This window comes from Streptomyces sp. NPDC091287, assembly GCF_044768525.1.
GTDB lineage: Bacteria > Actinomycetota > Actinomycetes > Streptomycetales > Streptomycetaceae > Streptomyces.
In genome coordinates this window covers 1-24,860 of sequence record NZ_JBIVUV010000008.1, presented here as the reverse complement: position 1 = coordinate 24,860, position 24,860 = coordinate 1, and the positions used below count along the sequence as shown (strand labels likewise).

The window sequence follows — 24,860 nt, the reverse complement described above, 5'->3', positions numbered from 1 at the left end:
AGGTCGTACGATTCCGGCCGTGGCTGATATCGATATCCCCGAATCCCTGATCGAGCTGGAGCGCAAGGCCTGGGCCGAGCAGCAGGCCGGTGTGCTGACCGTGGCGACCGCCGCTGCGGTGCAGCAGGCGTACACCGAGCACGCGGCGGCGGCTGGGCTCTCCCGGTACGAGGTGGAGCGCGCGGTGAAGCGGCTGGTCCGGCACCCGGCCCCGGACGGCGCCTGACCCCGGACGTGCGAGAGCGCCCCGCCGCCGGCCGAAGCCGGGGCGGGGCGCTGCCCGTTGCTCACGCCCTGACGGGCGGGCACGCCACCCCATCAGCGGTCTGGCCTCCCGGCCGACCACCAGGGGCACGGTCTGACCCCAGAACTCGAATGGTTCCGGCGGCGATAGTGCTCACCTGCTGGCGGCTACGGAACCGAGCATTCCCCGGTTCCGTAGCTCCCATTAGGCGGCGGCGAGGACGGCGTAGCGGTCGGCGTAGTACGCGGCGTCGTCGCGGGCGATCTCGCGGCCGACGATCGTGGCCGGGGCGCTGGCGACGGGGAGGGTGACCGGGGCGTCGTCGGTGCGGGTGGGGCGGGCGACGGTGTAGGCGGTGCGGTGGATCGTGTAGGCCTGGATGCGGTCGAGGCGGAAGGTGCGGGATTCGCCGGTCTCGCGGTCCATGGCCTTGAGGATGATGTCTCCGGCCTTGGTGGTGCGGGTGTCGTAGATCTCGATGGTGCGAAGGGTCTCGGTGCCGTCGGCCTTGGTGTAGGTGATGGTGACGGGGTGGTGGCGGTCGGCGGCGGCGAGGAGGCGGGTGAGGGTCTGTGCCTGGGTCTCGGTGGTGGTGTTCTTCATGGTGTCCGCCCCTCGCTCGTTTCCGTGTGCCCACACAGTAAGACTTAACCGTGTGGCCACACAAGGGGTTGCGGCGAAGAATCTGTGTGGGAACATGAGGGGCATGGCAGCCGACGACAAGGACCACACCTTCACCACCAAGTTCCGCATCCCCAGACGACTCTGGGACGCCTACGGAACCGCAGCTCAGCGGCAAGGAACCGACCGCAGCGCCGACCTCGTCGACCACGCCCGCGCCTACGTCCGCGAGCACGGCAACGACCACGAGCGCGCCGAACTCGCCGCCGCCGAGGAGGAGCTCGCTGCCCGCCGGGCCCGCAAGGGCGGCCGTCCGGCGAAGACGAAGGAGGAGAGCGCGTGAGTAACACGGACCTGGTGGCCTTCTTGCGGGCACGCTTTGACGAGGATGAACAGACCGCGCGGGCCGCAGCAGCCCGGCCGAGCGGGGTGTCTGGCGAGCGGTGGAGGGTCTCCGGAACCCACTCGGACGACGGGGGTACCTACTGGAGCGTGACCACCGTCAGCTCCGATGATCGAGTGGGTGTCATCGAGCTGATCGGCAGCGGCATGAGCGGTGGCGGCGCGCATACCGAAGAGGTGGCGCAGCACGTCGTACACCATGCCCCGGCCCGCGTCCTCGCCGAGGTCGACGCGAAGCGGGAGGTGCTGCGCCTCGCCTCGGCCGCCCACGACTACTACGAGACGTTCATGAGCGGGTTCGCCGCCGAGATGGAGAAGGCGCTCCGCCTGTTCGCCGTGGCATACGCCGACCACCCCGACTACAAGAACACCTGGCGGCCGTAGCCCACCGCGCGCACGACAGCGACCCTCCCGCAACAGCAGGAGGGGCGCTCGTGGTTCACGGGTACTGGCGGCGGAACGGATCCAGGGCCAGCGGCGACGGATCAGGATCTGGAGGCGCGGGTGCCCCATCTCTACGGCACATCAGCCCATCCGGATCACCCGGCGGCGGCTGCAAGCTGTACCCCGCTGGGCAGTCGGGGCCGGGAGGACCCACCGCCCCGCGCTCGCCCGGGTCCCCCTTCTCGCCGCGCTCACCAGGAGCGCCGTCCGCGCCGTTGACCCCGTCAGCGCCGTCTGCTCCGTCGCGGCCGGCGGCGCCCGTGACGGCAGGACCGGGCAACCCGTCCGGCCCGGGCTCCCCGCCCGCCCCCGGTGAACCCGACGGTCCGGCCCGACCCGCCGGGCCCTCAGGACCAGACGGGCCCGTCGCACCCTGCGGCCCCCGCGGGCCGACCACCGACGCCCCCTGCTCGCCGCGCGACCCCGGCGCGCCCGCCACCGGCGTCCCGCCGAGCCGCTCCACCTGCTGGGCCAGCGCATCCCGTGCCTCGTTCGCCGTGCGCAGCTCGCCCGACAGGCCCTGGACCATCACCACCAGGGCCCCGAACCCGAGCAGGACCGCAGCGGCGACGAGGCCGAACACCACATCGCTGCGCCGCCGCTCAGCCCGGGGGCTCTTGTGCTGCCTCATGCCGCCGCCCCCTGCGCACTGATGTACACGGTCAGGATCAGGAGCAGGACCGGGGCGATCAACGCGGTGAAGATCAAGCGGCGGTCAGCCGCGCGCCGGTCGGCCGCACGCTGCTCGTCCACCCGCCGCCGCTCCGCCGCCTGCTCCCGCGCCTCCTCGATGCCGCGGACCCGCTCGGCTACCAGCCGGATCGACTCGTCCTTTGCGAGCTGCTCCAACTGGTACCGCTCCAGGCTGACCTTGCTGTCGAGGCGGTGGCCGAGCTCCCGGAAATCGTCCTTCAGGTCGGCGCGGACGTCTTCGAGGCGGCGCATCACCTCGCCGAGAGTCGGCTCATCAGGCACGTGCTACTCCACTCGCTCAGGTCAGACGCTGGTCGGTCGGGCCGGGGCCGGCGGCGGGGTGATGGGGGTGACCTGGCCGCGGGTGATGAACATGAGGACCGCGAGGACGCATCCGTTGATGGCGGCCGTGGTGGTCGGGGCGACCTCGAAGCCGAACGCGCCGACCGCTGAGGCGATCGTGGCGACGGCGGCGGTGAAGGCCTGGACGGCGATCGGGCGGGTGAGGGCGGCGGCGATTGCGCCGAGGATCGCGGAGGTTCCGGCGACGAGCCACCCGGCCTGTACGGCGCTCAGCCCGACGTTGAAGGTGACGATCAGGCCGAGGACGGCGGCGAGGCTGTTGAGCCAGAGGGCGGGCTCCCGCCCGAAGATGGGGCGCATGGTCAGGACTCCTTTGTGAGGGTGGCGACGGCCGTGGTGAGCGAGTCGAGGGTGGCCTGGATCTGCTCGATCCGGCCGTGCATGTCGGGGACTGTGGCCCCGGTCTTCTTCGCCTCGGTGACGAGGGCGGCGTTCTTGTACGTCCACGGGGCGACCGGTGCCGCCTTGGCCACCTCGTCGAGCCGCTTCTCGATCCGGGCCAGCCGGGCATCCTGTGCGGGCGTGAGAGCCACGTCGTCCTCTTCCATCGGGGGTGTGGTGGGCTTGGGCTTGCTCGGCGTCGTGGGCTCGGCGTTGGGACTCCACGACGCGGAGTGTGCGAGGCGCTCGTCGATAAGGCGGCGCACGACCGGCGGGGCCACATCGACACCGCCCTGCCCCGTGCGGGGGTCGATCTTCCCGGGCTGCCACTCCCGGTGGCCGATTACCGACCGGGCCGTCCAGCCCTTCGCGGGCCCGCCGTAGGCGCGCAGGACCGCTGCCGAGGCGCGGACCATGGCGTCACGCTGCACGGCCGGCCACGGGTCGCGGCCGTCGCCGAGGTTGATGCACTCGAAGCCGTAGAAGTGGGTGTTGCCGTCGGTGTTCGCCTCGTTCGGGGTGAGGGTCTTGCCCCGGTCGTAGGACTCCGTCTGCACCTGGCGCAGGACGTCGTCGTCGCCGCGCCCGGCGTGGTTCGCGCGGCCGGCCGATACGAGGTAGACGGTGCCGTCCTTCGCGATGACGCCGTGGCAGAGCGGCCCGGGAAGGGCGGAGTGACCGTTGTAGCAGAGCGCCACCGAGCCGGACGTGCCGGTTGTGACGGTGTGGTGAAGCATGACCCCGTGGGTCGGTCCGAACGGCCCGGTCGAGGCGGGGCGCCGGTGGTTGCGCCAGCTCTTGTACTCGACGACCGTGAGGCCCTCGGCGCGTAGCGCGGAGAGCAGCCGGTCAGGGGAAAGCGGTCCAGCCATCTGTGTCCTCCTGAAGTGTGTGGATTAGCTGGGGGCGGGCGCCGGGTCGGGCAGCACGTACCAGTCCCGGGCGTACACATCCGGCGGCACGATCTGCCGCAGCGCCCCGTCCCCGCCGCGCATCACCACGTAGCCGAGCGGCACATCCCGCGGTTCCCTACTCGGCCAGATCGGTACTTCCAGGACGAGGGTCTGCCCGTCGTCGCTGAGGAGTCCGACGTCGCCCAGGAACTGAGTAGCGATGTGCTCGCCGTTCGTTCCGTCGTAGGCGAGGGCCTCCCACCGTTCGGTGACGTACACCATCAGACGACCTCCAGGATTTCGATGCTGATCTTTGAGTTCTGCGGGCGGATCGTCGCGCCTGATCCGAGCGCCCCGGACAGTGAGGCCTGGAGCTTGAGGGTGTGGCTGCCGGCCGCCGCGAGGGTCCCGCGCCATGTCTGGGACACGGTGGCGCGCATGCTGCTCGTGAGCCCCTGGATCGCGACGCCGGTGTCGGTGGTCCCGTTGACGTTGAGGAACCCGAAGACGAGGACGCTGGCGCTGGTGGCGCCGGGCAGCACGTCGAAGATGCCGGTGACCCGGTAGATCGCGTTGGGGGTGGTGGTGGTGAGGGTGACCGTCGCTCCGGGGACGTCCACGATGGTGGTGGTCGCGAGGACGGCTGTGGCGCTGGAGGCGATGGCTTCGTAGGGGACGGGTTGCATCCGGTTGAGCTGTCCGGCGGTGACTGTCTGGCCTGCGAGGATCGGCACGGGTACCTCCTTCCTAGAGCGCGGCGCGCATCGGGTGGGTGAGGGACAGTGGGGCACCGGCCGAGTGCGGCTTGGCGATGCCGTTGACGCTGCGGGTGACGGTCATCAGCTGGTCCCCGGCCACGCTGAAGTCCCGGAAGTTCACCGGGAAGGGCAGGGTGTTGGTGTTCGGCGGGTCGAGGATGGCCCGCAGGCCGACCCGCCCGGACGAGAGGGCGGTGTCGGTGACCTCGACCGCCCACGTTGTCGGCTCGGGGCTCCCGTCCGCCCACGCCCGCAGCTGGAGCAGCGGCCCGACCGCCCGGAACCGGCACCGGATGATGGCCCCGGCGGTGTAGGTCAGGCCGGGCACGTCGATCGCGGTGGACAGGGCGGTGTCGGCTCCGTTCTGGCGGCGCATGATGCGCGCCCGGACGGTGCGCGACGGCTGGTAGTTGAACTCGATCTCGCCGTAGTAGTAGGTGTTGCCGACGTCGGCCGGGTCCACCCGCAGCATGATCGACGCCTCGACGTTGCCGCCGGCTGCCAGGGCCGGGATGGAGATGGCTACCCGGGCGTCCACGTCCGACGGCCGGTAGTCGCTCGGCAGGTAGACCCGGCGTGTGGTGTTGAGGCCGTCCACGGCGATCGTGCCGACTCCGGCATTGACGGTGAAGTGCGGGGCGCTCGCCGCGGGGGCGACCTGCCATTCGTGCCCGGATGAGGAGACGCCCCACCCCCCGGTCGACGTCCGGACGAAATCGTCGGCCGGGACGGGACCGATCGAGGTCACGGTGACCTGCTCTCCGCCGATCGTGACGTCGAACGGGAACTCGGCTGGCATGTCGGTGCCCACGTAGGTGTCGGTGCGGGCCAGCCGCGCGTCGTCGGCGATCCACCACTCGCCGACCGTCCACCCGCTGCCCCCGACGATGCTCGGGTAGACGGAGACGGCTCCGGCGGGCAGTGTCCCGGCGACCGCGAGGCGCACCCACTGCCCGGGGGCCACGCTGGTGAGGGTCGGGAGGATGAACGTGTCGACGCCGCCCGCGTCGCGCCAGACGATGCCCATCCGCATGTCCCTGGCTACCATGCTGCCGTTGTAGACCCAGGCGTGCGCGGCCCACGTCTGCCCGGGCGCGGCTCCGTATGTCACCCCGGCCTGCTGCATGTTGAGGGTGCCCGTGTCCGTCAGGTGGACGCGGGTGATCCGCGCCGCCCCGGTCCCGGACCGAACGATGCCCCTCTCCCACGTGACGACTCCGATCGACGCGCCGCGCGAGCACGCCCACGCGCCCGTCCCCGCCTCGAAGCCGGGGTCCGCAAGCTGGTTGGGTGCGGCGGTGACCCATCGGGGGCCGGCCGTCACCGTGACCGGCAGGCCGGTGTCCGTCGCCGTGACCCCGGCCGCGAGCTCGGTGCCGTCGGTGTCCGCGCGGCCCAGCACAGGGTCCTCCACCACACCCACCTGCCACGGGCCGCCCGGCGAGCAGTTGAGGATAAGCTCCCACGACAGGTTGCTCAGCGTCTCTCGGTAGCCCTCCACCATCAGGTCCACAGGGCCCGGAGGCAGGTAGGCCGGCAGGTCCGTGATCCGGACCAGGTCCCCGACGTCCAACTGCGCCGCTGCCTCGATCAGGTCGGGGTGCTTGTGCAGCAGGATCCGGAGCTGCTTGTACCGGGCTTCATCCCACGTGCCCAGGTGCAGCGCCCACGCTGTGACACCGTCGAGCTGGTCGTCCGTTTCCAGCGACAGCTCCACGGCCTCGTCGTACACACCGACGCCGCCGTCGGCAGGCGACGCCACGGACAGGGGCCCGGCTTCCTGGACCAGGCGCACCGAGGACCCGCCCGTGCGGGACCGGGTGACGTCGTTCCGGATGTGGGTGTCGTCGTCGACTGGCTCGAACGGCTGGACGATCTGGGAGTACGCCAGGACGAGGGCGGGCTCCTGGTTGTACAGCGTGGTCCGGGCCCGGTACACCAGGCCGAGCCGCCCCCGGTCCTCGTGCAGGATTCCGCCGTCGGAGGCCTCGCACTCCAGCAGCAGATTCAGGAGGGTGTCCGGGCGTTGGGGCCCCATCGGCGGTGTGTCCGCTGCGGTGCCGACCAGGGTGAACGGCAGGCCCTCCTCGGTGGTGAGGCGCAGGGCTCGCGCCCCAGCAGTCTCACCGGTGAACCCGTGGTCAGCGAACGAGTAGGCGTCCGTGAACTCCGTTGCGAACACGCCGACGTGGCCGACTCGCAGGCCGTCGACGGACGCCCCGATCTGCGTCTCGATCTGGGTGACGCGCCCTGCCGTGCCCGAGTACGAACCGCCGAAAGCGCCAGCGTCGCCGTTGATGTTGATCCACGTCAGGCGCCAGTCGACCGTGCCGCCGGTCTGGGAGACGCGAAAGTGGTACCGGTTCCAGCCCGCCAGCACGTCCTCGTCAGCAGCTGCTACCGGCTGGTCGACGATGAGGTCACCGGCGGCGTTGTAGCCCTCGATCGTGCCCACACCGGTGCGCTGAAGAAGCCGCCACCGGCGGACCGTACCCGAGGTGCGCCACGCCATGAACTCGCCGTTGGACACGGGCGGTGTGCCGTCCAGGGAATAGACCATGTGGACCGACCACTGCGTCGACGCGCCTACCGGGGCAGGCACAGCACCGACCATCCGGCCGCCCGCCTCGATCGTCGGCAGTGCAGCGGACCCAGCCAGGGACGCGTCCTGCCCGAAGGACACGCCCGTCACCCGGAGAGGGGCAACCCCCTCGATCGGCGAGAACGCGCTCGTCGACCCTGCCGTGTCCTCCAGCGGCCAGTAAGCCAGCGGCCCGTACGACGGCACCCGGCGGCGCAACGTGGATTCCAGGGCCTTCTGCCCCTGTGACAGGCGGCGCAGGACTCCGGCGCCCTGGAGTGCCACGTCCATGTCGGCACCTCCCACCGTCCAGCGAGGGGCCCACGTCGGGACCTCGACCACTGCCCGGGCCCGGTGCTCAGTGATCTCCGCGCCGCCAGCTGTCGACCACAGGCGCCCGGCGCTATCGGTGAAGCCGGTTGCACCAGCAGCCTGAGCAGTGAGGTCCGGGTTGGCGACGACGGTGCCGTCGATTCCGGTGCGGATCTCAGCGGCGAAGACGTTCGCCGCAGCGGTGACGTTGACGATTCCGGTCAGGTCCCCGATCTCAACCGGACCTGATCCGCTGAAAATGCTCGTCGTGCCTGAGGTGACAACTGGTGCACCGAGAGCCGTCCAGGGGCCTGCGATCGTAGGGGCGGTATAGAAGGTGGCCGTGTGACCCGACGCCCCGTTGTTCACGTCGAGGGTGACCCGGATTGCGACACGCTGCCCCGGGCGTGCGGGGATTACAGCCGACGACTTCGAGGTGACGGTCAATCCGTCCGTCGTCCAGTACAAGAGGATCCGGGACCGCCACACCGTCAGCATCCACGACCGCTGGTCTCCCGTGGTCAGCCACTTGGCCATGACCTCCTGCGCGTTCCCGGTCGTCGGCCACTCGTCGAAAGCTGCGTCGACCCGCAGATCAAGGTCGCCGGTGATATCGAGGCTGCTGTGGTCCGGCGTGATCAGCCGCCCGGCCGCGACGTCCCCGACGCGCAGGCTCACCGGGCTGCCGCCGGCCAGGTGCCGCATCGGGGTGTTCCGGCCGAGCCGCCCGTAGTAGGGCGACATCGGGTGCCGCGGGTAGTACTTCCCGTCGGGGGACTTGAGCGTCAGGTTCACCGACGCCCGGTCGACGCGGGCCCCTTCTCCGGAGCGGCCCCGGGTGTGGACGAGTTCGGCGCCGCCCTTCACGTCGTCGGTGATGTCCGTCCATACTCCGTCGACCTGGATCTGCACGCGCGCTTCGGGCACCGGCATGGTCAGCCCCTCCCTGCCTGGCCGAGGGCGGCCTGCACGTTGCCGCCGGACAAGGTCTGGATCTGGCCGCGCAGCGGGTCGATGAGGACCTCCGCCAGGGCGCGGCCATCGAGGGCGAGCTGCACCACGAACGGCTGCCCTCCACCCCCCGCGTGCCCGCCGGCCAGCATCCGCTTCGTGTCCGGGTTCGACCGCACCCTCGACCCGGGGGCCAGGTCCACCAGCTCCGGCCCTTGCTCGCCAACGAGCGTCATCCGGGACCGGGGGCCGCCAGCGGCTGCGCCGATGACACCGCCGTGCGCGTAGCCGAGCTGCGTACCGTGCGCGCCCTCCTGCCGGGCCTGCATGTGCGTGACCACGTACGTGTGCGACGTCTTGCCGTTGATCGCGTCCAGCTTGCGGCGGGCCTCGGCGATGGCCTGCTCCAGCTGGTAGATGTTGCCCCTGATCTGGGCTTTCCTGGAGTCTGGGACACTCTTGAGCTTGGCTTTCGCGCTGTTCAGCTTCTGCTGAAGATCCTCCATGTTGCCCTTGAGCCGAGCCGTCTTGTCCGGGGTCTTCAGGATCTGAGCGGCCAGCTTCCGGGCCTGCGTCTCCGTCATGCCCATCGCCTCGGCAGACGCAATGAGCTTGGCCCGGCCCCGGTCGTAAATTCCGTTCACGGTCTCCCACGGCGCGTGGTTCGCGCGCGCTGCCTCGGCGGCCTTCATCGTCGCGGTCGCCAGATTGTCGAGCGCCTCCTGGTTCGCGCGGCCCTTCTCGGTGGTGATGTCGAGGGTCTTGCCGTTCTTCGCCATCGCCTCGTCGGCCGCGTCGATCGCCGCCTCCATGCCCCGGATACCGCCACGGGCCTGGATGTACTGGTTCGACAGGGCGTTGATCGACTGGGCGAGACCGTCCGCGCTGCGCTTCTGCGCGTCCAACTTCGCCTGAACTTGGAGGGACTGCTCGCCGAACACGCCCATGCTGTCCGCGATCAACTGCTGCTCGAAAGCTGCGTTGGCCAACGCCTCGTCGTACTCGGTCAGCGCCGTCTTCAGCCCGGCCGTGGAGTATCCGGCCTCGGTCATCATCGCCTTGATGCGGTCCAGCCCAGCGGCGGCGAGGTCGGCTTTCCCACCGGACACGAGGGAGGCCAGGCTCTTGTCGAGCGCCTCGATCTCCTTGGTGCCTTCCTTCAGGTTGATCGGGTTCTCGTCGAACCGCTTGAAGAACTCGTCCGCGCTGACACCCGCCCCGGCCAGTACGCTCAGGCTGGACATGAGGCCGTCCAGATCCTTCCCGAAGACCCTGGTCAGCTCTCCGGCTGCCTTGCCGGAGTCCGCGAACCGGGCCAAGGACGACGTCATCTTGTCGACGTTCGGCGGCGTCGACTTCCCGATGTCCGACAGCTCCATCAGCGTGATGACGAGGAGCCCCACCCCGGTCGCGGCCACCGCCAATTTCGCCCCGCGGGACAGGGCGGCGAACGCCGCCGTCAGCATGCCCATGCGGGTGCCGGCCCCGACGGCCGCGACCCCGGCGGCGGTGACCTGAGTGCGGACCACGGCCATCGCCGCACCAGCCACGGCCATACCGGCCGCCGCCATCTTCACGGCCTTGAACGCGAGCGCGAGCTGGAGGAGCCGGGTGAGGACTTCCGGTGGGACGGAGGCGACGAGCCCGGCGAACGCGTTGATCAGGGTCAGCATCCCGACGCCGGTCTCTGCCGACGCGACGAGGAGGTTCGAGAGGGCTTCGACAAGGTTCATCAGGGTCTCGCCGACGAGGGGCCCGGACTCGCGGGCGTACTGCATGAACTCGCTGACACCGCCGCCGACTGCCCCGGTGTCGAGGGTGCGGGTGAACTGCACCAAGGCCGAATTGGCCTTCGCGAGGGACACGGTGGAGAAGTCCGCGAACGACTTCATGAACCGCTCGAACCCAGCAGACTGGATGCCCCCGGCGGCGATGGTGACGAACCGCTCCAGCTCGCGGGACGTGCCCTGCACCAGCGGCGTCATCTTCGGGAACAGGGCGCCCAGCGTGGCGAACGACTTGGTGACGACCGGCATCGTGTCGTCGGCCAACGCATTGGACCAGTCCTCGTACTGCTCCTTCAGGACCGACAGGGACGCGGCTGCCTCACGGGTGGCGGGGGGCATGTCCTCGATGGAGTCGAGGTAAGCCTCCTCCGCCTTCGCCGCCTCGGCCGACGCTGCACCGTGCTTCTCCACCGCGTCGGTGTACTTCTTCTCCGCCTCGGCGGCCTCGGACATGGCCTGGATCTGCGGGATGATCGCCGCCCCGAACGCGGCGATCCCGATTGTGGCGGCGCCCATTCCGGCGACGAGCGGTGCGGTGGACGCGGCGATCGGGAGGAGCGCTGGGGCGAGGGAGACGGCCGTGCCGACGAGGGACCCGAAGGACCGGTCCATGTCCTTCGTGCTGTTCTCCAGGCGCTGGAGTGACCGGTTCACGGCGCTGATGCCCTGGGTGGTGGCGTCGCGGACCCGGACGGTGATGGTCACGTCGTCGGCCATCTGTCGTCACCCCCCTTCATCGGGTTGTTTCGGGTTGCCGCGCTGCTCGATCAGGAGCAGCCGGTACAGGGACGCGTCCTCGGCGAGGAGGGCGCTGGGCAGGCAGTGGAACCGCTCGCACAGGCCGAGGACGGTCTCCGCGTGGATCAGCTCGCGAGGCTTTCCGACAGGGGTTCCATCGGCAGCGACGCCTCCAGGGACGGCTGCCCATCGGTCGAGCTCGGCTCCAAAGGGGCGGGGACCCCCTTGAGCGCGTCGAGCCAGGCGGTGGCCAGGGCGATCATCAAGTCCTGGTCCTGGGCCATGACCGCCTCAGGGGTGACGGGCACCGGTTCGCCGGTGTCCTCGTCCTCCAGGTTCCAGGAGATGAGGGCGTTGCCCATCTCCTTCAACTGGTCGCCGATGTTGGACAGGTCCACCTCGCCGATGCCCAACAGACTCAGGAACCCGCCAAGGTGCTGGCCGCGGAGTACGGCTTCGAACCCAGCGAAGTCGTGAGGCTCCTCGAACCGGACGTTGATCTTCTTCCGCTTGTGCTGGTAGCCCATGTCAGGCCCCCGTCCAGGTCGGGACCGTGCCGTCGGACAGGACGCCGGGCACCGCCCACGTCAGCTCGCCCGAGTCGGACCGGGTGAGCGGGTAGTCGGTGAACACGCACTCGTTCACCAGGGACTGGCCGGACACGGCGATCGTCACCGTCCGGGACACCGACGTGCTGGGCACGGTCTTGAAGACGGCGTGGCTCTTGCCGGCCGCGTCGTTGAACACGCCGTTCAACGTCACCGAGAAGTCCGCCAGCAGCAGGAGCCGCTCCATCGCGGACTTGTCGATGCCGGTGACGTCCTGCACCGCCCGGGGCGTCGCGAACTGGAGGTTGGTGATGTCGTTCCGGATGTCCTGCGGGGTGCCCGTCGCGTCGTCGACGGAGCAGGTGGTCCACCCGAGACCTGATTCCTTGGCCATGGCCCTATCCCTTCTGCTGCTGGTCGCTCAGGCGGAGCTGGTGCTCGCCGAAGTCCTCCACCCAGTCCGCCGGCCGCTGGTGCTGGCGGACGCGGCCGGTGGGGTTGCCGCGCCAGTCCCCGTCCCGGACGGCGAAGAGCTGGGGGCGGGTCTGGTGGTCGGTGAAGCACCGCTGCCGGGCCTCGAAGGTGAAGACGGTCAGGCCCGCGCCGGTGCGCTGCTCCCGGAACGTCCGCCCCGACTGGCCCCGGATGTACGCGGCCTGCTGCTGTCCGAGCAGGGTTGACTCGTCGATCGTCGACTGCCACCCCCGGGCGTACGCCACGCATCCGGCCTGCTCGCACGCCGCGCGGACGAGGGTGTCCGGGGGCTGGGCGATGCTGTACGTCTGGTAGGCGCCGGGAGCGAGGAGCCCGCGATCGACGCGGTTCAGTGGCTGCATCAGAAGGTCGTCCCTACCTCGTTGCGGTTCACGGAGACCGCGAACACGGCGTTGGTGAACGTGCCGGTGGTGACGGCCCGGAGGTACCGCTCCACCGTCTGGCCGCGCGCGGTCTCGATCCGCTGGCTGGTGACGCCGACTGCCGCGGTGAATGCGCCGCCGACGACGTCGGTCCAGGCGTCGGCGCCGCCGTTGTCGGAGGACTGCTGGAGCTTGACGGTGACGCTGGTCCCGGTGAGCGCGAACACGTGGAGGTAGGCCTGCAACCCGAACAGGGTCGAGCCGGTCCCGAAGTCGACACCCACCCCGTTGGTGGCGGTGGTGTCGGTGCGCTTCCCGGGGGTGAGACCGGTGCACCACTCCAGTCCGTAGCCGTTGCCCTGTGTGGCTCCGGCGAACGTGAACGCCCCGTCGTCGCCCCTGCTCGCGTCGTGGTTGAGCTGCTTGGCGATGCAGCAGGCGACCGGGCCGCCGAGCGTCGCGCCGCGGACGTACGTCATGAGGACGTCGGTGGTGGGGAGCGCGGCCAACTTGGCGTGTGCGCCGCCGGCCCCGGGGTTGAAGAAGGCGGTGTAGTCGATGCCGCCGTCGCGAAGTCCGCCGATGCGCTCCATGGCGTACTTGTTGATCGCGGTGACGTCGAGGGTGGCGGGGCCGCCGCCGACACGGCCAACCGCGCCGATGTCGCCGGAGGCGTCAAAACCGCCGATGTACAGGTGGTCGCCGAGACCGGGCTGCTTCATGCTGCTTCCTCCCAGAGGTCGTTGACGATGAGGGGCAGCACAATCGTCATGACGCGATACTCGCCACCCTCGACGAGGAGGTATCCGGCGACGGCCTCCAGCGGGACGCCGTGCGCGCCGAGGAGGTCGACCTGCCGCACGAGCCCGCCGAGGGTGAAGTCGCCGGCGTACGCAGCGAAGAGGCGATCGACGGCACGAAGCAGCGCGGGGTCGATCGCTTCGTCCGGTGCCGCGTTGATGTTGGAGTAGATGCGTACGTTGAAGACGAGGCGGGCGCTGCCGGAGGCCAGGCCGGACGAGCGGATGAAACCGATCCGATCGGCCCAGACAGCGCAGCTCAGCCCGTGGCCTGGCGCATTCTTCGGCTCGGCCTCGTTGACCGTCTCGAACAGGCCGAGGGACAGCGCGTGGGACACAACACGGTCGGTGCTGTCGGTGATGGGGTCGGTGGCGGGCGTGCTCATCGCAGGAGCCCCCTCGACTGGTACCGGGCAAGGAGTTCCATGCCGATCCGGTTGGCGTCACGGTCCACGAGGGGCTTCACCCGGCGGAACGTGCTGTACCCGCGGAACCTCGTCACCGGGTAGTTGCGGGAGCCGGTGCCCTCCAGCCAGTGCCCATAGATGACACCGCCGTCCGTGACGGCGTAGCCCCCACGGCTGCGCTCCACGGTGACCCGCGACTGGAAGTAGCCGGTCGGGTTCCGCAGTACCTGCCGCAGCCGCTGCTGGACGAGGTCCTCGCCGTGCAAGGCGACCGCGTACTGAAGGTCGTCGGAGTACTGGCCGGTGGCACGCTGGAACCGGCCGTCGCGGATGGGCCCGTTGCGGTTCATGTTCACGCGGACCTGGATAGCGGGCACCTCACACCCCCCTCAGTCGGGCCTTGCGGCCGAGCGCGTTGTACGTCTGCTCGCGCAGCGACTTGAGCGCTTCGAGGGTCGCTTCGCGGGAGGTGCTGCCCCCGGATGCCGTACGGAACCAACCGGCCTGCTCCTGGAGCAGGACGTTGATCGCCTCCGCCAGGGCCAGCTGATGCACAAGCGCCGGCGGGTCCCACCGGTGTACGGCGCTGCCGGACGGGTGGGCGGCCGCTGTGGTGCCGAGCGCGCCCCGGGTGACGGCCAGGGCCCTCGGGGCGTAGAGGGTGGCGCCGGTGGTGTGCGGGGCGAGCGTCGACCCGTCCCACGCACGGCGCACGACCAGGCTGGTCCCGGCGATGTCGACGATGAGGAGCTGCTCGCCGTCGAGGAGGACGGTCTCGTCGACGGCGAACTCGGTGCTGTCCTGGACGGGGATGAGGGTGGTCTTCGCCTGGCCGTCCACATCAGCGGCGAGGGTCTGTCCGGTGTCGACCTGCGTGCGGCCGATGACGAGGAGCCGCTCGTCGCCGATGCGGAGGACGCTACCGACGCCGGTATCCGCCGACGTGGGGGCGTCGACCGTGACTGTGGTGGCCGTGCTGTCGACGCTGATCGTGGACTCGCCGAGGAGCGTCTCGTCGTCCCGGAACCCGTACAGGCCGGTGATGGTGATGGTCCGCTGGTGGGTGTCGCCGCCGATCCACCCCGCCGTGGCGCTCGCGGTGTCGAGCTGGACCTGGTTGTACGGCGGGCCGTACGCGTTCGGCTCCAGGAACACGGACTCTGCCGGGACAACGTCGCCGCCGGTCATGACCTCAGTGACGGAGATCAGTTCGTTCTCGTCGAGCCACAGGCGCCACGGCCGGGCGCGCTGGGCGTTCGGCCAGTCCCACGAGCGGGTCGCAACTTCGGGGTAGAAGCGGCGACGGCAGAGCCCGTCTACGGCGCGGGACCCGGAGGCGAGGGCGCGGTCGATGGCGCGGGTGGCGCGGGCGGTTGCCTTGAGGTCGAGGGCGTTCTTGATGTCCTCGCGGGTGGCGTAGACGGGGATCTGCATGTCACCTCCTCCGGTGCGGGGTACGGCTGGTCAGGGCGTGCGGGGCGGCCAGTAAGCGGCCTCGCTGTCATGTGCCTGGGCCTGGTCCTCGGTGTCGAACAGCCGGACCGACGTGAACCACTTCGAGGAGGTGGGGGCGTCGAGGTTCGCCTTGAGGTTCACGAGCCAGCTGCCGTCCTGGTGCTGCTCCCACACGCGGGTGACCGTGGCCGGGGCCGAGTCACTGCCGTTGTTCGTGATGGGGTTGACGAGCACCAGGACGACGAGGCCGAGGCTCGGTGTCTGCGACATCAGGCGTCACCGGCGCCCGACGTAGGACCCGTCTGGTCGCCATCCGTCCCAGGGGCAGAAGAGCTGTCCGTCTGGCCCTTCCCTGAGCGGCTCCCCGTCTTGGGGGCAGGCTTCGGGCGGCCGACTGCGCTCTTCTTGGGCGAGGTCGACGCCTTCTCGGACGATGTCTCGGAGCTGCTCCCAGCTGATACGTCCTCACCCCGCTCCTGCTCGGGCGCGTCCGAGTTGGTCGCGCCGCCGTGCACGGTCACCTTCGCCATCTCCTCGCCTTCCTCTCGCCGGTCTGTGCTGCCGCACTGCGGGCACCGGGACGCACCGACCGCGTACGCGGCCGTGCACCCGGTGCAGATCCACAGCGCCATCAGGGGGTCTCCAGTGCAGCGATGCGGGCGGCGAGCTCGGCGAGGATCCCCTGCACCGTCGTCGCCGACCCCGGGCTGATCGCCGTCGCCGTCACCTGCGCCGCCGTAACGGCCGCCGGAACGGCCCCCTCGACGCCGTCCGCCGTGATCGAGGCCACCACAGCACCGGACGTGCTGTCGACGAACTCGACATCGCCTCCTGTGGTGGTGCGCCCACGGATCACGACGACATCGCCGGGAGGTTCTCCGGGGCCCGCTGCACATTCAGGTCGCGGGTCAGTGCGGTGACCGCACCGGCACCGGTCGACGCGAGCCGCACGTGGCTGAATCCATCGTCGAGCTGCGTGCCCTCCACTTCGACCACCATGGCGTTCTGCGTCGCGGCGGCCGCCGTGACGACCGTGCCCGCCGCGGCCTGGGTGCGCCGCGTCCAGGTGTCCGTGCCGTCACCGGTGCTGGTGTGGAACTCGGTGATGCACGCCAGGGCCTTCGCCCCGGTGCCGGCCGCGTCCTGCGCCTGGGTGAGGGTGTAGGTGTCGCCTGCGGCGGCGGCGAGGTAACAGACGAACGCCACCCCGTCCGCGTCGCTGAGGCTGACCCACTTGTTGTCGGCGAGGGCCAGCGCGTTGAACTGGCGGCCGAGAGCCTTCTGAGCCATGAGCTACTCCTGTCGTCTGTTACCTGTCGGGGCGACACTGCCGACCCGGGTGGTGGCCGGCGTCGGGGTGTGACTGCCGACGCCGGCCGAGGGGGATCAGGCTGCGAGCTCGACGAACGGGCTGAGCTTGTTCGCGGAGCCGTTGGCCGGGGTGATGGCCGACTGGAGCCACGGTCGGCCGTCGACGCGCTGGATGATGCGGAACGTCGTCTTGTCGCTGCCGAACTGGTAGTCGGTGGAGCTGTCGGCGGTCATGGTCTGGCGGTCGCCGATGAGGTAGTACGCCAGGTCGACGAAGGCGAGGTCGCCGCGGGCGCCGAGCTGTCCCGCCTTTTCGCTGATGATCAGCGGGCGGCCGAAGATGCTCATCGGCATGGCGGCTGACGCGTTGACGACGAACACCGAGTTGCCGCCGGTGCCGACGTCGAGGCTCATCTGGAGCAGCTGCGGCAGGGCGTCCGGGGAGCAGATCCACACGGCGTTGGACAGCGACGAGGGGAGCATCCGGGCGTACATGTTGACGATGTCGGGGTACTTGATCGTCGACGCGGTGCCGCGGGTGACCGCGACGGCCGCCTTGTTCTTCGCGCCGAGGAAGCCCAGCGGCTTCCCCACGCCGTTGCCGCTGATGAACGCCTGGTCCTCGGAGAACGCGAGGGCCTGCGGCCACAGGGTCTCGATGAGGGAGGCGAAGCTGACGATGGAGTCCTGGAGCAGCTCGTTCGGGACGGCGGAGAGGCCGGTCAGCTTCTTCGCGTCGAGCTCGACGCGGCCGAACTTGGGGTTCGAGTCCTGGAGCATCGCCCCTTCCTCGCCCCAGTAGGCGATCATGCCGCCGAACACCGAGCCTTGGTTCGTCGTGGAGTCGATGATCGGCATCGGGACGCGGGCCGAGTCCATCGGGACAACGGTCGCCAGCGGGCGAACGATGCTCTGCTCCAGCGCGATCTGCATCAGCTGCGCGCGGAGCGTCTCCGGGACGAGAAACCCGCCGTCGGCCGGAGACACCGACGACGCGGCGTTGCGGAGAAGGGCGACCTTCTCGGCGGCCTCGGCTGTGGTGTTCTTGTGCCAGATGCTGGAGACGTACTCCAGGTTGTTCCGGAAGTGCTTGTCCACTGAGGCACCGGCGGCGGCCGGGTTGTAGGCGGTGCCCTGCCGGTGCGAGGTCAGCATGTTGCCGCGGCCCTGCTTGGCCTGCGGGTCCAGGTCGGGCCGCTTGATCGCGTCTGTCCCCATGCCGTTGTCCTTCAGCATCTGCGCGAAGACCTTCTGGGTCTCCTCGGCCACGAGCCTGTTCAGCTCGGTGCCGTCGCCCTGCTGCGCCTGCCCGTACGAGGTGATGAACTCGGTCAGCGTCTCCTTCGACGCCATCACCTCCGCGAGCTTCGCCGGGTCGGCGAGCATCTCGGCGAGCTCGTTGCTGGTGCGCGGGATCGTAGGTGTGGTCACAGCAGTGCCTCCTTCAGGCGGGTGAACTCGTCCGCGATGGGCGGCGGAGTCAGCAGGTGGGCCACGGTCGCGGCCCACGCGGGTTCGTCAGCCGCTGCGGCGGGCGCCACTGCGGGGTCGGGCTGGTCGTCGGCCGGGACCGTGGTGGGCTCCGGTTCGGTGGTGTGGTTCTCGACGGCCGGAGTCTCCGGCTCGGCGGGGGCGGTCGCTGCGTGGAGCACGGCGACCATCTCGGGGGTGAGGACGGACCCGGCGGTGAATGTCAGCGTCTCGGGGCCCGGCTCGCCCTGGAGTTCCGCCCGGGCGGGCGGAGGGCCGGGGACTGGACGCACCGGCGGGACGTCGGCGTCAGTCGTGTCGGTCACGGGCGCGGGCGCTTCGTCGCGGCCGGCGTACCGGAACACCGACAGGTCCCACGTGTTCGTGAGCGCGGGCTCAGGCTCGTCGGCTGCCTTGCGGGACGGCAGTACCTCGTCGGCGAGGCCAGCGGCCACGGCTTCGGCGGCGAGGTACCAGGACTCGGCGCGCATCCGCTCCCGCCACTCCTCGCGAGTGCCGCCTGCGCGCTCGGCGTAGGCGTCGGCAATGTTGTCGGACTGGGTGTCGAGCAGCGCGGCCATCTCGGTCATGTCCGATGCGTTGCCGAAGCACATGCCGGACGCGTCGTGGATCATCAGCTGCGACTGCGGGGTCATCACGATGCGGTCCCCGGCCATCGCGATGACGGACGCGGCCGACGCGGCGATGCCATCGACCTGGACGGTGACCGTCGCGGGGTGCAGGCGGATCGCGTTGGCGATGGCGATGCCGTCGAACACGGACCCGCCGGGGGAGTTGATGCGAACGCGTAGGTTCGGGGCGGTGACCGCCCGGAGTTCGTCGACGATCTCGCCGGGGGTGTTGCCATACCAGCCGCCGATCTCGTCGTAGATGAGGAGCTCAGCCTCGTCCGCGTCGGCGGCGTTGCGGATCTCGTACCAGGCGCGCGGGGCCTGGACCCGGGCGCGGGCGGTCAGGTGGGCGGGCCGGGTGACGGCCTCGATCAGGGGCATCAGGATTCGTCTCCCTTGGGTGCGCGCCGCTTGACGACCTTGCAGCGGCAGTCGTTGCCGTACTCCGCACCAACGCAGTGCACGTAACCCGCGCCGCCGGGGTAGTCCTTGTAGGCCTGCTCACGGTTCCGGTACGTCTGGCCGTCGTTCTCCGCGCACGGGGCGCAGGTGTTGTCGTCGTCCTCGGCGACCACGACCCACCGCATCGCCGCCTCCACACCAGGAGCGCCAGCACTCAGCAGCCGATCGGCTGCCGCACGGAAAGACGTGTCCGGGGCGGGGGCTACCACCGCGCGCATGGCGGGCAGGCCCACGACAGACAGCACGTCGTCGGGCTCCCACCCGGCGTCGCGCAGCGTGGCAGCAGCGGCCGACCGTGCGGTGAGTTGCGCCGCCTCGGTCTCCGGGTCGGCCGGCACCGGGTTCTCGTAGTCCCACTCCAGGCCCTGCGCGGTCGCGCCGAACATCGGGAGCAAGTCGTGGTTGAGGGCGCCCTTGATGCGCTCCAGGCGCGGGATGGTGAGCTGTTCCGCGAACCAGGCCTTGCTGGCTTCGGCGGTGGCCCTGTTGACGTCGGTGACCTCGCCGAGGGCGAACGCGGGGATGCCGTACGCCTCGCGGATCACGGTCCGGGACACGCCCCGGAGTTCGGCGAACTGCATGTCCCGCTGGCTGAGCTTCCGGTCGATCCACTTGCCGTGCTCCAGGATCGCGACCCGGTGGGCGTTGGCGACACCGCGGTGCTGCTCGTTCCACCGGTCGCGCAGCTGGTCGAAGTCCGGGTCGGACAGAGCGGTCGGGACCTCGATGATCCCGCCGGGCTCCGCCGAGTTGAGGAAGAAGTTCCTGTTCCACTCGGCCGAGTAGCGGGTGGCGTCAAGGTCGGCGAGCACGGCCTGCACGGGGCCCATCCCGCGGTACGGGTCCAACGGGTTCGGCATCCGCAGCTGGACAACCTCGTCGAGGCCGAGGCGGATCTGCTCCCCGTCGGGCGACGTGTAGATGTACCCGGCGAGGAACGCCGTCTGCGACGGCACCGGCGTCATGCGGTCCGGGCGGACCGGCCACAGCTCCAGCGGGATCGTGGACCCCGGGTGCCGGGCGATGACCCACCAGCCTTCGCCGACGAGGTCGACGTGCTGCTGGAAAGTCTCGACGAACTCCTGCCGCGGCATGAACGGGTTGGGCTTGTTCCACAGGTCGAGGGCGGCGTGCGAGGTGACCTCGACCCGGTCTTCCTTCAGGCCGGACTTCGCCTTCCGCCACAGCTTCCAGTCGACCTGCGCAGTCGCGTTCGACGTGCGGTTGACGATCGAGAAGAGGGTGCCGACCGAACCCATGGCGCGCATCTGCGCTTCCATGCCGGCCGGGCGCATGAAGGGGAGGGCGCGCTGAGCGCCGCGGCTGACGAACGGGATGGGGGTCTCGACGGTGCGCTGTGCGAGGGCGGTGAGGGAGCCGATGAGTGTCTTGCCCATGGCCCCCTCCTCGCTGCCCGTCAGTCGCTGTCGACCCACCACTGGAGGACGACGGTGAGGACGCCTCCGGTAATCAACCCCACGCCCATGCCGAAAATACTCCAGCTACCAGCCGAGATTAGCGTGAATCCTCCGGTCAGCATGGCGGTCGGCCGCAACTTCTTCAGCGTGGGCAGGGTCTTGGGCATCACAGCCACCTCACTCGGGGGCGGCCCGCGGAGTAGTACGCGAGCAGCAGGGCGTCGGCGTTGTCCGGGCTGCGCCCGAGCCGCTTACGGATCTCGTCCTTCTTCTCCACCCGGATCCGCCCCTTGGGGTCGGTGTCCCACCGGGGTTCGAGGAGCTGCGCCACGGTGGTGTCGGCGTTGTCCATCATCGCGAGGTCCCAGCCGCCAGCTTCGGAGTGGCCGCGGCCGAGGGACCACCAGATCTCGGCGCGGAGGTTGATGAACTTGTCGGGCTCGCTGGCACCCGCGCCGACGTTCACGCCGATGATGTGCGCCGAGTGCTCGCCGCGGGTGGCGGCGTTGCGGAGTTCGCCGATCACCCCGAAGCCGATGCCGATGCTGTCGACCTTCACCGCCGTGGCGCCGGTCTCCTTGATCGCGCGGAGGATCAGCGGGGCGATCACCTCCGGCCGGTCCGTGTGCGCGGACCACTCCCGCCCGGCCCGCCGTCCGCGCCGCTCCCGGATCACTGTCTCGTCCCCGCCGCCGCCGACGTCGACACCGAGCTCGACGGGCTCCAGCTCCTCCGGGCGCGGCCGCTTGTCCGTCGCGGCCCGGCACGCGGCAATGTCGGACTGGCGGATCACCTGGTTCGCCGCGTCCGTACTGAACTCGCCGAGGACCTTGGCCCGGTAGATCGGGTTGTCGACACCCCAGTCGGTGGCCTTCTCCTCCACCCACTCCCGGGACACGAGGGCCGCGGCCATGTCGGCGGGGATTTCCTCGCCGGTCAGGTTCGGGGAGTCGAACGCGCTGATCGACATCTGGTGCCAACCGCTCCCGGGCGTACAGACCTTCCGGAAGTGGGAGGCCGGGTTGTCGGGGTTGCCGATCGCGAGGATCCGGCAGTCCGGCCCGGTCGCCAGCGCGTCGGCCGCGGTCCACAGCTGCTCAGGGATCCCGCACGCCTCGTCGAGGATCACGAGGACGTACCGGGCGTGGATGCCCTGGAACCCGTCCTCGTCGGTGTCCGCCGGCTTCCGTCCGTACCCGACCAGCTCGTCGTCGATCAGCCACTCGGTCTGGTTCACGCGGCCGGCGAGCTTGCCGGTGCGGTGGTGCTTGCGGATGTACCGCCAGAGGATCGCCCGCACTTGGGAGAAGGTCGGGGCCGTGCTGACGACGAAGGCTTCGCCGGGCGGGTGGGTGTCGAGCCACCAGCACGCCACGAGGGCGGCGGTCCAGCTCTTGCCGACGCCGTGGCCGGACCGTACGGCGGTGCGCCGATGGTCGCGGACGGCGCACAGGATCTCGCGTTGCTTCGACCACACGGTCTGTCGGAGGCGCTCCTGCACCCACCGCACTGGCGTGGCCCCGTACCGCGCCGTCCGGCGGGTGAGGGCCCGCTTGTCGATGTGGGTTTTCAGCTGGTCGCGGACGACCTTCAACTGTCGGGTGTCTCCGGCGCGGACCAGCTGATCGATCTGGTGGCGCAGGTGCTCCAGGTCAGCTGTCGGTGCCGTCATCGCCCGCCACGCTGTCGTCGTCCGTCACCCGGTCGAACAGGGCGGAGATCTCCGCGCCGAGCTGCTGCGCATCCACGCTCACCCTGCTCGGGGCGTCCGCGCCGAACAGCTTCCGGTACGACTCGCGGATCGTGCGCAGCTCCCGGATCGCGGCCAACTTGGGCCCGTCGTCGAGGAGCGGGTTCCCGTCGTCGTCCTTCACGATCTTGCCGTGGGACACCATGATGTGGTCCCGCTCCAGCACCTCCAGCGCGGACACGTACAGGTCGTCGAGCTGCGCCGCCTCCGACCGGATCAGCCGGGTGACCGGCTCCCGGGCGACGTCGGCCTTCGCCCGCTGCACCCCTCGCCACGCCTCGCCCTTGTCGCTGTACCCCAGCTCCTCGGCGATCTGCTGGTAGCTCTTGCGCTGCGAGCGGAGGTCGGCGGCGGTGGCGTCCCGGCGTACGGACTCGATGCTGCGGGTGTACCGGCCCTTCCCGTCGCGGAGCCGGTCGTCCTCGTCGGGCTGCTGATCGTGTGCCATTGGCGGCCTCCCTCCGAACTCAGGGTAGCCAATGGCCCACCCCAACACGTGCGCTCAGGCGCAGGTGAGTGGGCCACTCTGGCGGCACGGTCACTGCTCGGTGGCGTCCTCGATCTGCTGCTCCAGGTCGGCGATGCCCTCGCGGTTGGACTGGTTGATGCCGTCCATGTACGCGTTGAGGTACTCGCTGTCGGAGAGGTCGGTGCACTCGGCGGGGACCGGGTCGGAGGGGACGGATCCGTCGGGGCCGGCGGGGAGTTCGGCGACGGCGTCGACGCACGCCTTGACCGTGGTGGCCTTGTCGACCTTCGGTGCGGCCGAGGTGGTGGCGGCCGGCTCCGGGGTGCTGGTCTCGGCCGAGCAGGCGGTGAGGGCGGCGGCCAGGAGTATGGAGGCGGCGGCGGTGCGGGTGCGCATGGTGTGTCCCCTTGGTGTGTGGTTGGTGGACATCATGCGGGATGGGGCAGCAGCAGGCCCCGCCGTTGTGGAAACCGGCGGGGCCTGTTCAGAAGCATCCCGCGTGCTCGGGGATGATGCCGCGAGTGTAGGGGTGGGGTGCGGAGTGTGGGCGCGGTCGGCCGCAACTCCGGTGGGCGCCAGGCGCTCGCAGTCACAGGGCGTCCCACGGCACGTCCTGCTGCCACACCCACCGGCCGGCGGCGTCCGGGGCGTAGACGGACCGGCCGCCGGGGTACGTACAGCCGTCGCTGATGATCGCCGTCCACGGGTCCTCGTCGTCAATCTCGACAGGAGCGGTGAAGCCGTCGAGCGGCCCGCCGAAGAGCGTTACCGTCACGAGCTGCGGTGGCGGGCTGCCGTCTGCGGTTTCGCTCACCGCCGTCACGGAGACATCGGCCACCTGCTGGTCGGTCAGCTCGATGCCCGCGTCCTTGCGCAGCCACGCCTGGTACCGCTCGCGGCAGCTGTTGAGGTACTCCGAACGCCACTGCTCGCTGCTGCTGTCCCATACGGATCGCTTCAGGCTCATCGTCGCTGTGCGCTCGCGGCCGTCGATGACGGTGGTGCAGCGGAACTGGATCACGGGGTTGTCGTCCACGAGGTCATCCTCTCGTGGCGAAGCCCCCGCCGGATCGGTCGGCGGGGGCGTCTGGCCGGGCGTTACCCGGCGTGCGGGGTCAGGCTACTGCGGGGACGCGCTACGGAGTGGTGGGCAGGTTCACCAACTCGACTCGGTCGCGGAACTCCTGCACCGGGTCCTGGTGTACCCAGCCCGAGATCTGGGCCACCTCCAGGTGCGTACCGTGCTGCCGCTCGGCGGATGCCAGCCAGACGCGCAGGGCGGGCTTGCTGCACCCGGGCGGCGGGGTCAGGCCCTCCAACGCGGGGTGCTGGGCGATCAGCGCGGGTGCGCACTCGTCGGCGGCCCGAGGGAGCTGCCACATCTCCAGTTCGTCGCCGGTCATCCAGTTCAGCAGATCGGTCAGACCGTCCATCTGCCGAGCGGACAGGAGGTTCGGCGTGGTGACGCTGAGGATGTCGGCGAGCGGCACAGAGCGGGTCTCGGTCATGGGGCTCATCATCCCTTCTTCGGCTTGCTGTTGCTGGCCTTCTCGGCGGCCCGCTTCTGCTGCGACGCCTGGTTCCGGGAGGCGAGGTCGCGGATGCTGATGGACTTCTCCAGTGCCATGATCGTGGTCCTGTCTCGTGAGTGGGATGGGGCCCGGGGCGGCCGGTCGCCTGGCAGTGAGCCGGCCGCCCCGAAGTTGATGTAGTTCAGCGCTGCTCGGCAGCCGACTCCTCCTCGGCCCAGCGCGCCTCGTCCTGCGCGTCAAGCAGCGCCTCGGCGGCCTGCTCGTACTCACGCATCTCCTCGCCGGACATCACGTCGGCGTTGGTCATCTCGTCGTAGTCGCTCATGGGGGCTCCCTCGCTCGGGCCGGACTGTCCGGCTCCCCTCACCGCCCGTACGAGTCGGGCGGATCGGGCAGCCGTCAGCGGCTGGTGTGGTGCACGTGGTGGCGGACGGGATGGGTGGGGTCGTCGGTGATCCGGAAGGGGTACGGGGAGGCGTTGCCCGCGTTGTTGTTGTTGCTCTGACCTGGGGCAACAACGCCAACAACAGGGTCACCAAGAGGGGTTGGGGGGAGGGGTGGGAAGTCCTCCTTGTGGACCC

The 24,860-nt window shown here is 70.2% G+C and carries 33 protein-coding genes; 3 read left to right on the top strand and 30 right to left on the bottom strand.

Features of this window, described 5'->3' with window-relative positions; translation table 11 throughout:
• Positions 1-19 precede the first annotated feature (19 nt).
• A complete protein-coding gene (locus ACIQRW_RS15175) occupies positions 20-226 on the top strand; it encodes a hypothetical protein (protein ID WP_403759553.1) in 207 nt (68 codons plus the stop codon).
• Positions 227-448: 222 nt separating this feature from the next.
• Here the strand turns inward: ACIQRW_RS15175 and ACIQRW_RS15170 are convergent, their stop codons facing one another.
• Complete coding sequence (locus ACIQRW_RS15170) at positions 449-847, bottom strand: WYL domain-containing protein (RefSeq protein WP_403759550.1); 399 nt, start codon at positions 845-847, stop codon at positions 449-451.
• A 103-nt stretch (positions 848-950) separates the two neighbouring features.
• Between ACIQRW_RS15170 and ACIQRW_RS15165 the strand changes: the two genes are divergently transcribed.
• Both ACIQRW_RS15165 and ACIQRW_RS15160 read left to right on the top strand, forming a co-directional pair.
• Positions 951-1,208: a hypothetical protein gene (locus tag ACIQRW_RS15165; RefSeq protein WP_403759547.1), complete on the top strand. Its 258-nt coding sequence runs from the start codon at positions 951-953 to the stop codon at positions 1,206-1,208.
• A complete protein-coding gene (locus ACIQRW_RS15160; protein WP_403759544.1) occupies positions 1,205-1,651 on the top strand; it encodes a DUF6221 family protein in 447 nt (148 codons plus the stop codon). Before ACIQRW_RS15165 ends, ACIQRW_RS15160 begins: the two co-directional genes overlap by 4 nt.
• Before the next feature lie 55 nt (positions 1,652-1,706).
• On the opposite strand, the gene ACIQRW_RS15155 is transcribed toward ACIQRW_RS15160, so the two are convergent.
• The 29 genes from ACIQRW_RS15155 to ACIQRW_RS15015 form a co-directional block, all read right to left on the bottom strand.
• Entirely contained in the window at positions 1,707-2,342 is a 636-nt protein-coding gene (locus ACIQRW_RS15155; protein ID WP_403759541.1) for a collagen-like protein, read from the bottom strand.
• Positions 2,339-2,686, bottom strand: coding sequence for a hypothetical protein (locus tag ACIQRW_RS15150; RefSeq protein ID WP_403759538.1), 348 nt, complete (start codon positions 2,684-2,686; stop codon positions 2,339-2,341). Before ACIQRW_RS15150 ends, ACIQRW_RS15155 begins: the two co-directional genes overlap by 4 nt.
• Positions 2,687-2,707: 21 nt before the next feature.
• Entirely contained in the window at positions 2,708-3,067 is a 360-nt protein-coding gene (locus ACIQRW_RS15145) for a hypothetical protein (protein ID WP_403759535.1), read from the bottom strand.
• Positions 3,068-3,069: 2 nt separating this feature from the next.
• On the bottom strand, positions 3,070-4,020 hold the full coding sequence (locus ACIQRW_RS15140; RefSeq protein WP_403759532.1) for an N-acetylmuramoyl-L-alanine amidase: 951 nt from the start codon (positions 4,018-4,020) through the stop codon (positions 3,070-3,072).
• Positions 4,021-4,044: 24 nt separating this feature from the next.
• A complete protein-coding gene (locus ACIQRW_RS15135; protein ID WP_403759529.1) occupies positions 4,045-4,323 on the bottom strand; it encodes a hypothetical protein in 279 nt (92 codons plus the stop codon).
• Positions 4,323-4,775, bottom strand: a complete 453-nt coding sequence (locus ACIQRW_RS15130) for a hypothetical protein (protein WP_403759526.1) — start codon at positions 4,773-4,775, stop codon at positions 4,323-4,325. The genes ACIQRW_RS15135 and ACIQRW_RS15130 overlap by 1 nt, the downstream gene beginning before the upstream one ends.
• Before the next feature lie 13 nt (positions 4,776-4,788).
• A complete protein-coding gene (locus ACIQRW_RS15125) occupies positions 4,789-8,625 on the bottom strand; it encodes a hypothetical protein (RefSeq protein ID WP_403759523.1) in 3,837 nt (1,278 codons plus the stop codon).
• A 2-nt stretch (positions 8,626-8,627) separates the two neighbouring features.
• On the bottom strand, positions 8,628-11,147 hold the full coding sequence (locus tag ACIQRW_RS15120; protein WP_403759520.1) for a hypothetical protein: 2,520 nt from the start codon (positions 11,145-11,147) through the stop codon (positions 8,628-8,630).
• 146 nt (positions 11,148-11,293) lie between these two features.
• Positions 11,294-11,695 carry a hypothetical protein gene (locus tag ACIQRW_RS15115; RefSeq protein WP_403759517.1) on the bottom strand — a complete coding sequence of 134 codons (402 nt, stop codon included), beginning with the start codon at positions 11,693-11,695 and terminating at the stop codon, positions 11,294-11,296.
• Between the two features lies 1 nt (position 11,696).
• A complete protein-coding gene (locus ACIQRW_RS15110) occupies positions 11,697-12,110 on the bottom strand; it encodes a hypothetical protein (protein WP_403759514.1) in 414 nt (137 codons plus the stop codon).
• A 4-nt stretch (positions 12,111-12,114) separates the two neighbouring features.
• The gene (locus tag ACIQRW_RS15105; protein WP_403759511.1) at positions 12,115-12,552 is read right to left on the bottom strand and encodes a hypothetical protein; all 438 of its coding nucleotides are present in this window, start codon (positions 12,550-12,552) and stop codon (positions 12,115-12,117) included.
• Positions 12,552-13,295, bottom strand: a complete 744-nt coding sequence (locus tag ACIQRW_RS15100; RefSeq protein WP_403759508.1) for a hypothetical protein — start codon at positions 13,293-13,295, stop codon at positions 12,552-12,554. Before ACIQRW_RS15100 ends, ACIQRW_RS15105 begins: the two co-directional genes overlap by 1 nt.
• A complete protein-coding gene (locus ACIQRW_RS15095) occupies positions 13,292-13,759 on the bottom strand; it encodes a hypothetical protein (protein WP_403759505.1) in 468 nt (155 codons plus the stop codon). The genes ACIQRW_RS15100 and ACIQRW_RS15095 overlap by 4 nt, the downstream gene beginning before the upstream one ends.
• A complete protein-coding gene (locus ACIQRW_RS15090) occupies positions 13,756-14,136 on the bottom strand; it encodes a hypothetical protein (protein ID WP_403759503.1) in 381 nt (126 codons plus the stop codon). The genes ACIQRW_RS15095 and ACIQRW_RS15090 overlap by 4 nt, the downstream gene beginning before the upstream one ends.
• A 22-nt stretch (positions 14,137-14,158) precedes the next feature.
• Positions 14,159-15,214, bottom strand: coding sequence for a hypothetical protein (locus tag ACIQRW_RS15085; RefSeq protein ID WP_403759501.1), 1,056 nt, complete (start codon positions 15,212-15,214; stop codon positions 14,159-14,161).
• 30 nt (positions 15,215-15,244) lie between these two features.
• Positions 15,245-15,505 carry a hypothetical protein gene (locus ACIQRW_RS15080; RefSeq protein ID WP_403759499.1) on the bottom strand — a complete coding sequence of 87 codons (261 nt, stop codon included), beginning with the start codon at positions 15,503-15,505 and terminating at the stop codon, positions 15,245-15,247.
• Between the two features lie 361 nt (positions 15,506-15,866).
• Positions 15,867-16,091, bottom strand: coding sequence for a hypothetical protein (locus ACIQRW_RS15075; protein WP_403759497.1), 225 nt, complete (start codon positions 16,089-16,091; stop codon positions 15,867-15,869).
• Positions 16,088-16,525, bottom strand: coding sequence for a hypothetical protein (locus ACIQRW_RS15070; protein ID WP_403759495.1), 438 nt, complete (start codon positions 16,523-16,525; stop codon positions 16,088-16,090). Before ACIQRW_RS15070 ends, ACIQRW_RS15075 begins: the two co-directional genes overlap by 4 nt.
• Before the next feature lie 96 nt (positions 16,526-16,621).
• Positions 16,622-17,977 (bottom strand): phage major capsid protein, encoded by a 1,356-nt coding sequence (locus ACIQRW_RS15065; protein WP_403759494.1) that lies wholly within the window; start codon positions 17,975-17,977, stop codon positions 16,622-16,624.
• On the bottom strand, positions 17,974-19,029 hold the full coding sequence (locus ACIQRW_RS15060; protein WP_403759491.1) for a head maturation protease, ClpP-related: 1,056 nt from the start codon (positions 19,027-19,029) through the stop codon (positions 17,974-17,976). Before ACIQRW_RS15060 ends, ACIQRW_RS15065 begins: the two co-directional genes overlap by 4 nt.
• On the bottom strand, positions 19,029-20,507 hold the full coding sequence (locus ACIQRW_RS15055; protein WP_403759488.1) for a phage portal protein: 1,479 nt from the start codon (positions 20,505-20,507) through the stop codon (positions 19,029-19,031). Before ACIQRW_RS15055 ends, ACIQRW_RS15060 begins: the two co-directional genes overlap by 1 nt.
• 20 nt (positions 20,508-20,527) lie before the next feature.
• Positions 20,528-20,695 (bottom strand): hypothetical protein, encoded by a 168-nt coding sequence (locus tag ACIQRW_RS15050; RefSeq protein WP_403759485.1) that lies wholly within the window; start codon positions 20,693-20,695, stop codon positions 20,528-20,530.
• Positions 20,695-22,200, bottom strand: coding sequence for a hypothetical protein (locus tag ACIQRW_RS15045; protein ID WP_403759482.1), 1,506 nt, complete (start codon positions 22,198-22,200; stop codon positions 20,695-20,697). The genes ACIQRW_RS15050 and ACIQRW_RS15045 overlap by 1 nt, the downstream gene beginning before the upstream one ends.
• On the bottom strand, positions 22,181-22,726 hold the full coding sequence (locus ACIQRW_RS15040) for a hypothetical protein (protein ID WP_403759479.1): 546 nt from the start codon (positions 22,724-22,726) through the stop codon (positions 22,181-22,183). Before ACIQRW_RS15040 ends, ACIQRW_RS15045 begins: the two co-directional genes overlap by 20 nt.
• A gap of 90 nt (positions 22,727-22,816) precedes the next feature.
• The gene (locus ACIQRW_RS15035) at positions 22,817-23,143 is read right to left on the bottom strand and encodes a hypothetical protein (RefSeq protein WP_403759476.1); all 327 of its coding nucleotides are present in this window, start codon (positions 23,141-23,143) and stop codon (positions 22,817-22,819) included.
• Positions 23,144-23,336: 193 nt separating this feature from the next.
• Complete coding sequence (locus ACIQRW_RS15030; RefSeq protein WP_403759474.1) at positions 23,337-23,783, bottom strand: hypothetical protein; 447 nt, start codon at positions 23,781-23,783, stop codon at positions 23,337-23,339.
• 100 nt (positions 23,784-23,883) lie between these two features.
• The gene (locus ACIQRW_RS15025) at positions 23,884-24,255 is read right to left on the bottom strand and encodes a hypothetical protein (RefSeq protein WP_403759471.1); all 372 of its coding nucleotides are present in this window, start codon (positions 24,253-24,255) and stop codon (positions 23,884-23,886) included.
• A 205-nt stretch (positions 24,256-24,460) separates the two neighbouring features.
• The gene (locus tag ACIQRW_RS15020) at positions 24,461-24,604 is read right to left on the bottom strand and encodes a hypothetical protein (protein WP_403759469.1); all 144 of its coding nucleotides are present in this window, start codon (positions 24,602-24,604) and stop codon (positions 24,461-24,463) included.
• A gap of 74 nt (positions 24,605-24,678) precedes the next feature.
• The coding region (locus ACIQRW_RS15015) for a hypothetical protein (protein ID WP_403759466.1) at positions 24,679-24,860 on the bottom strand (182 nt) is incomplete at its 5' end.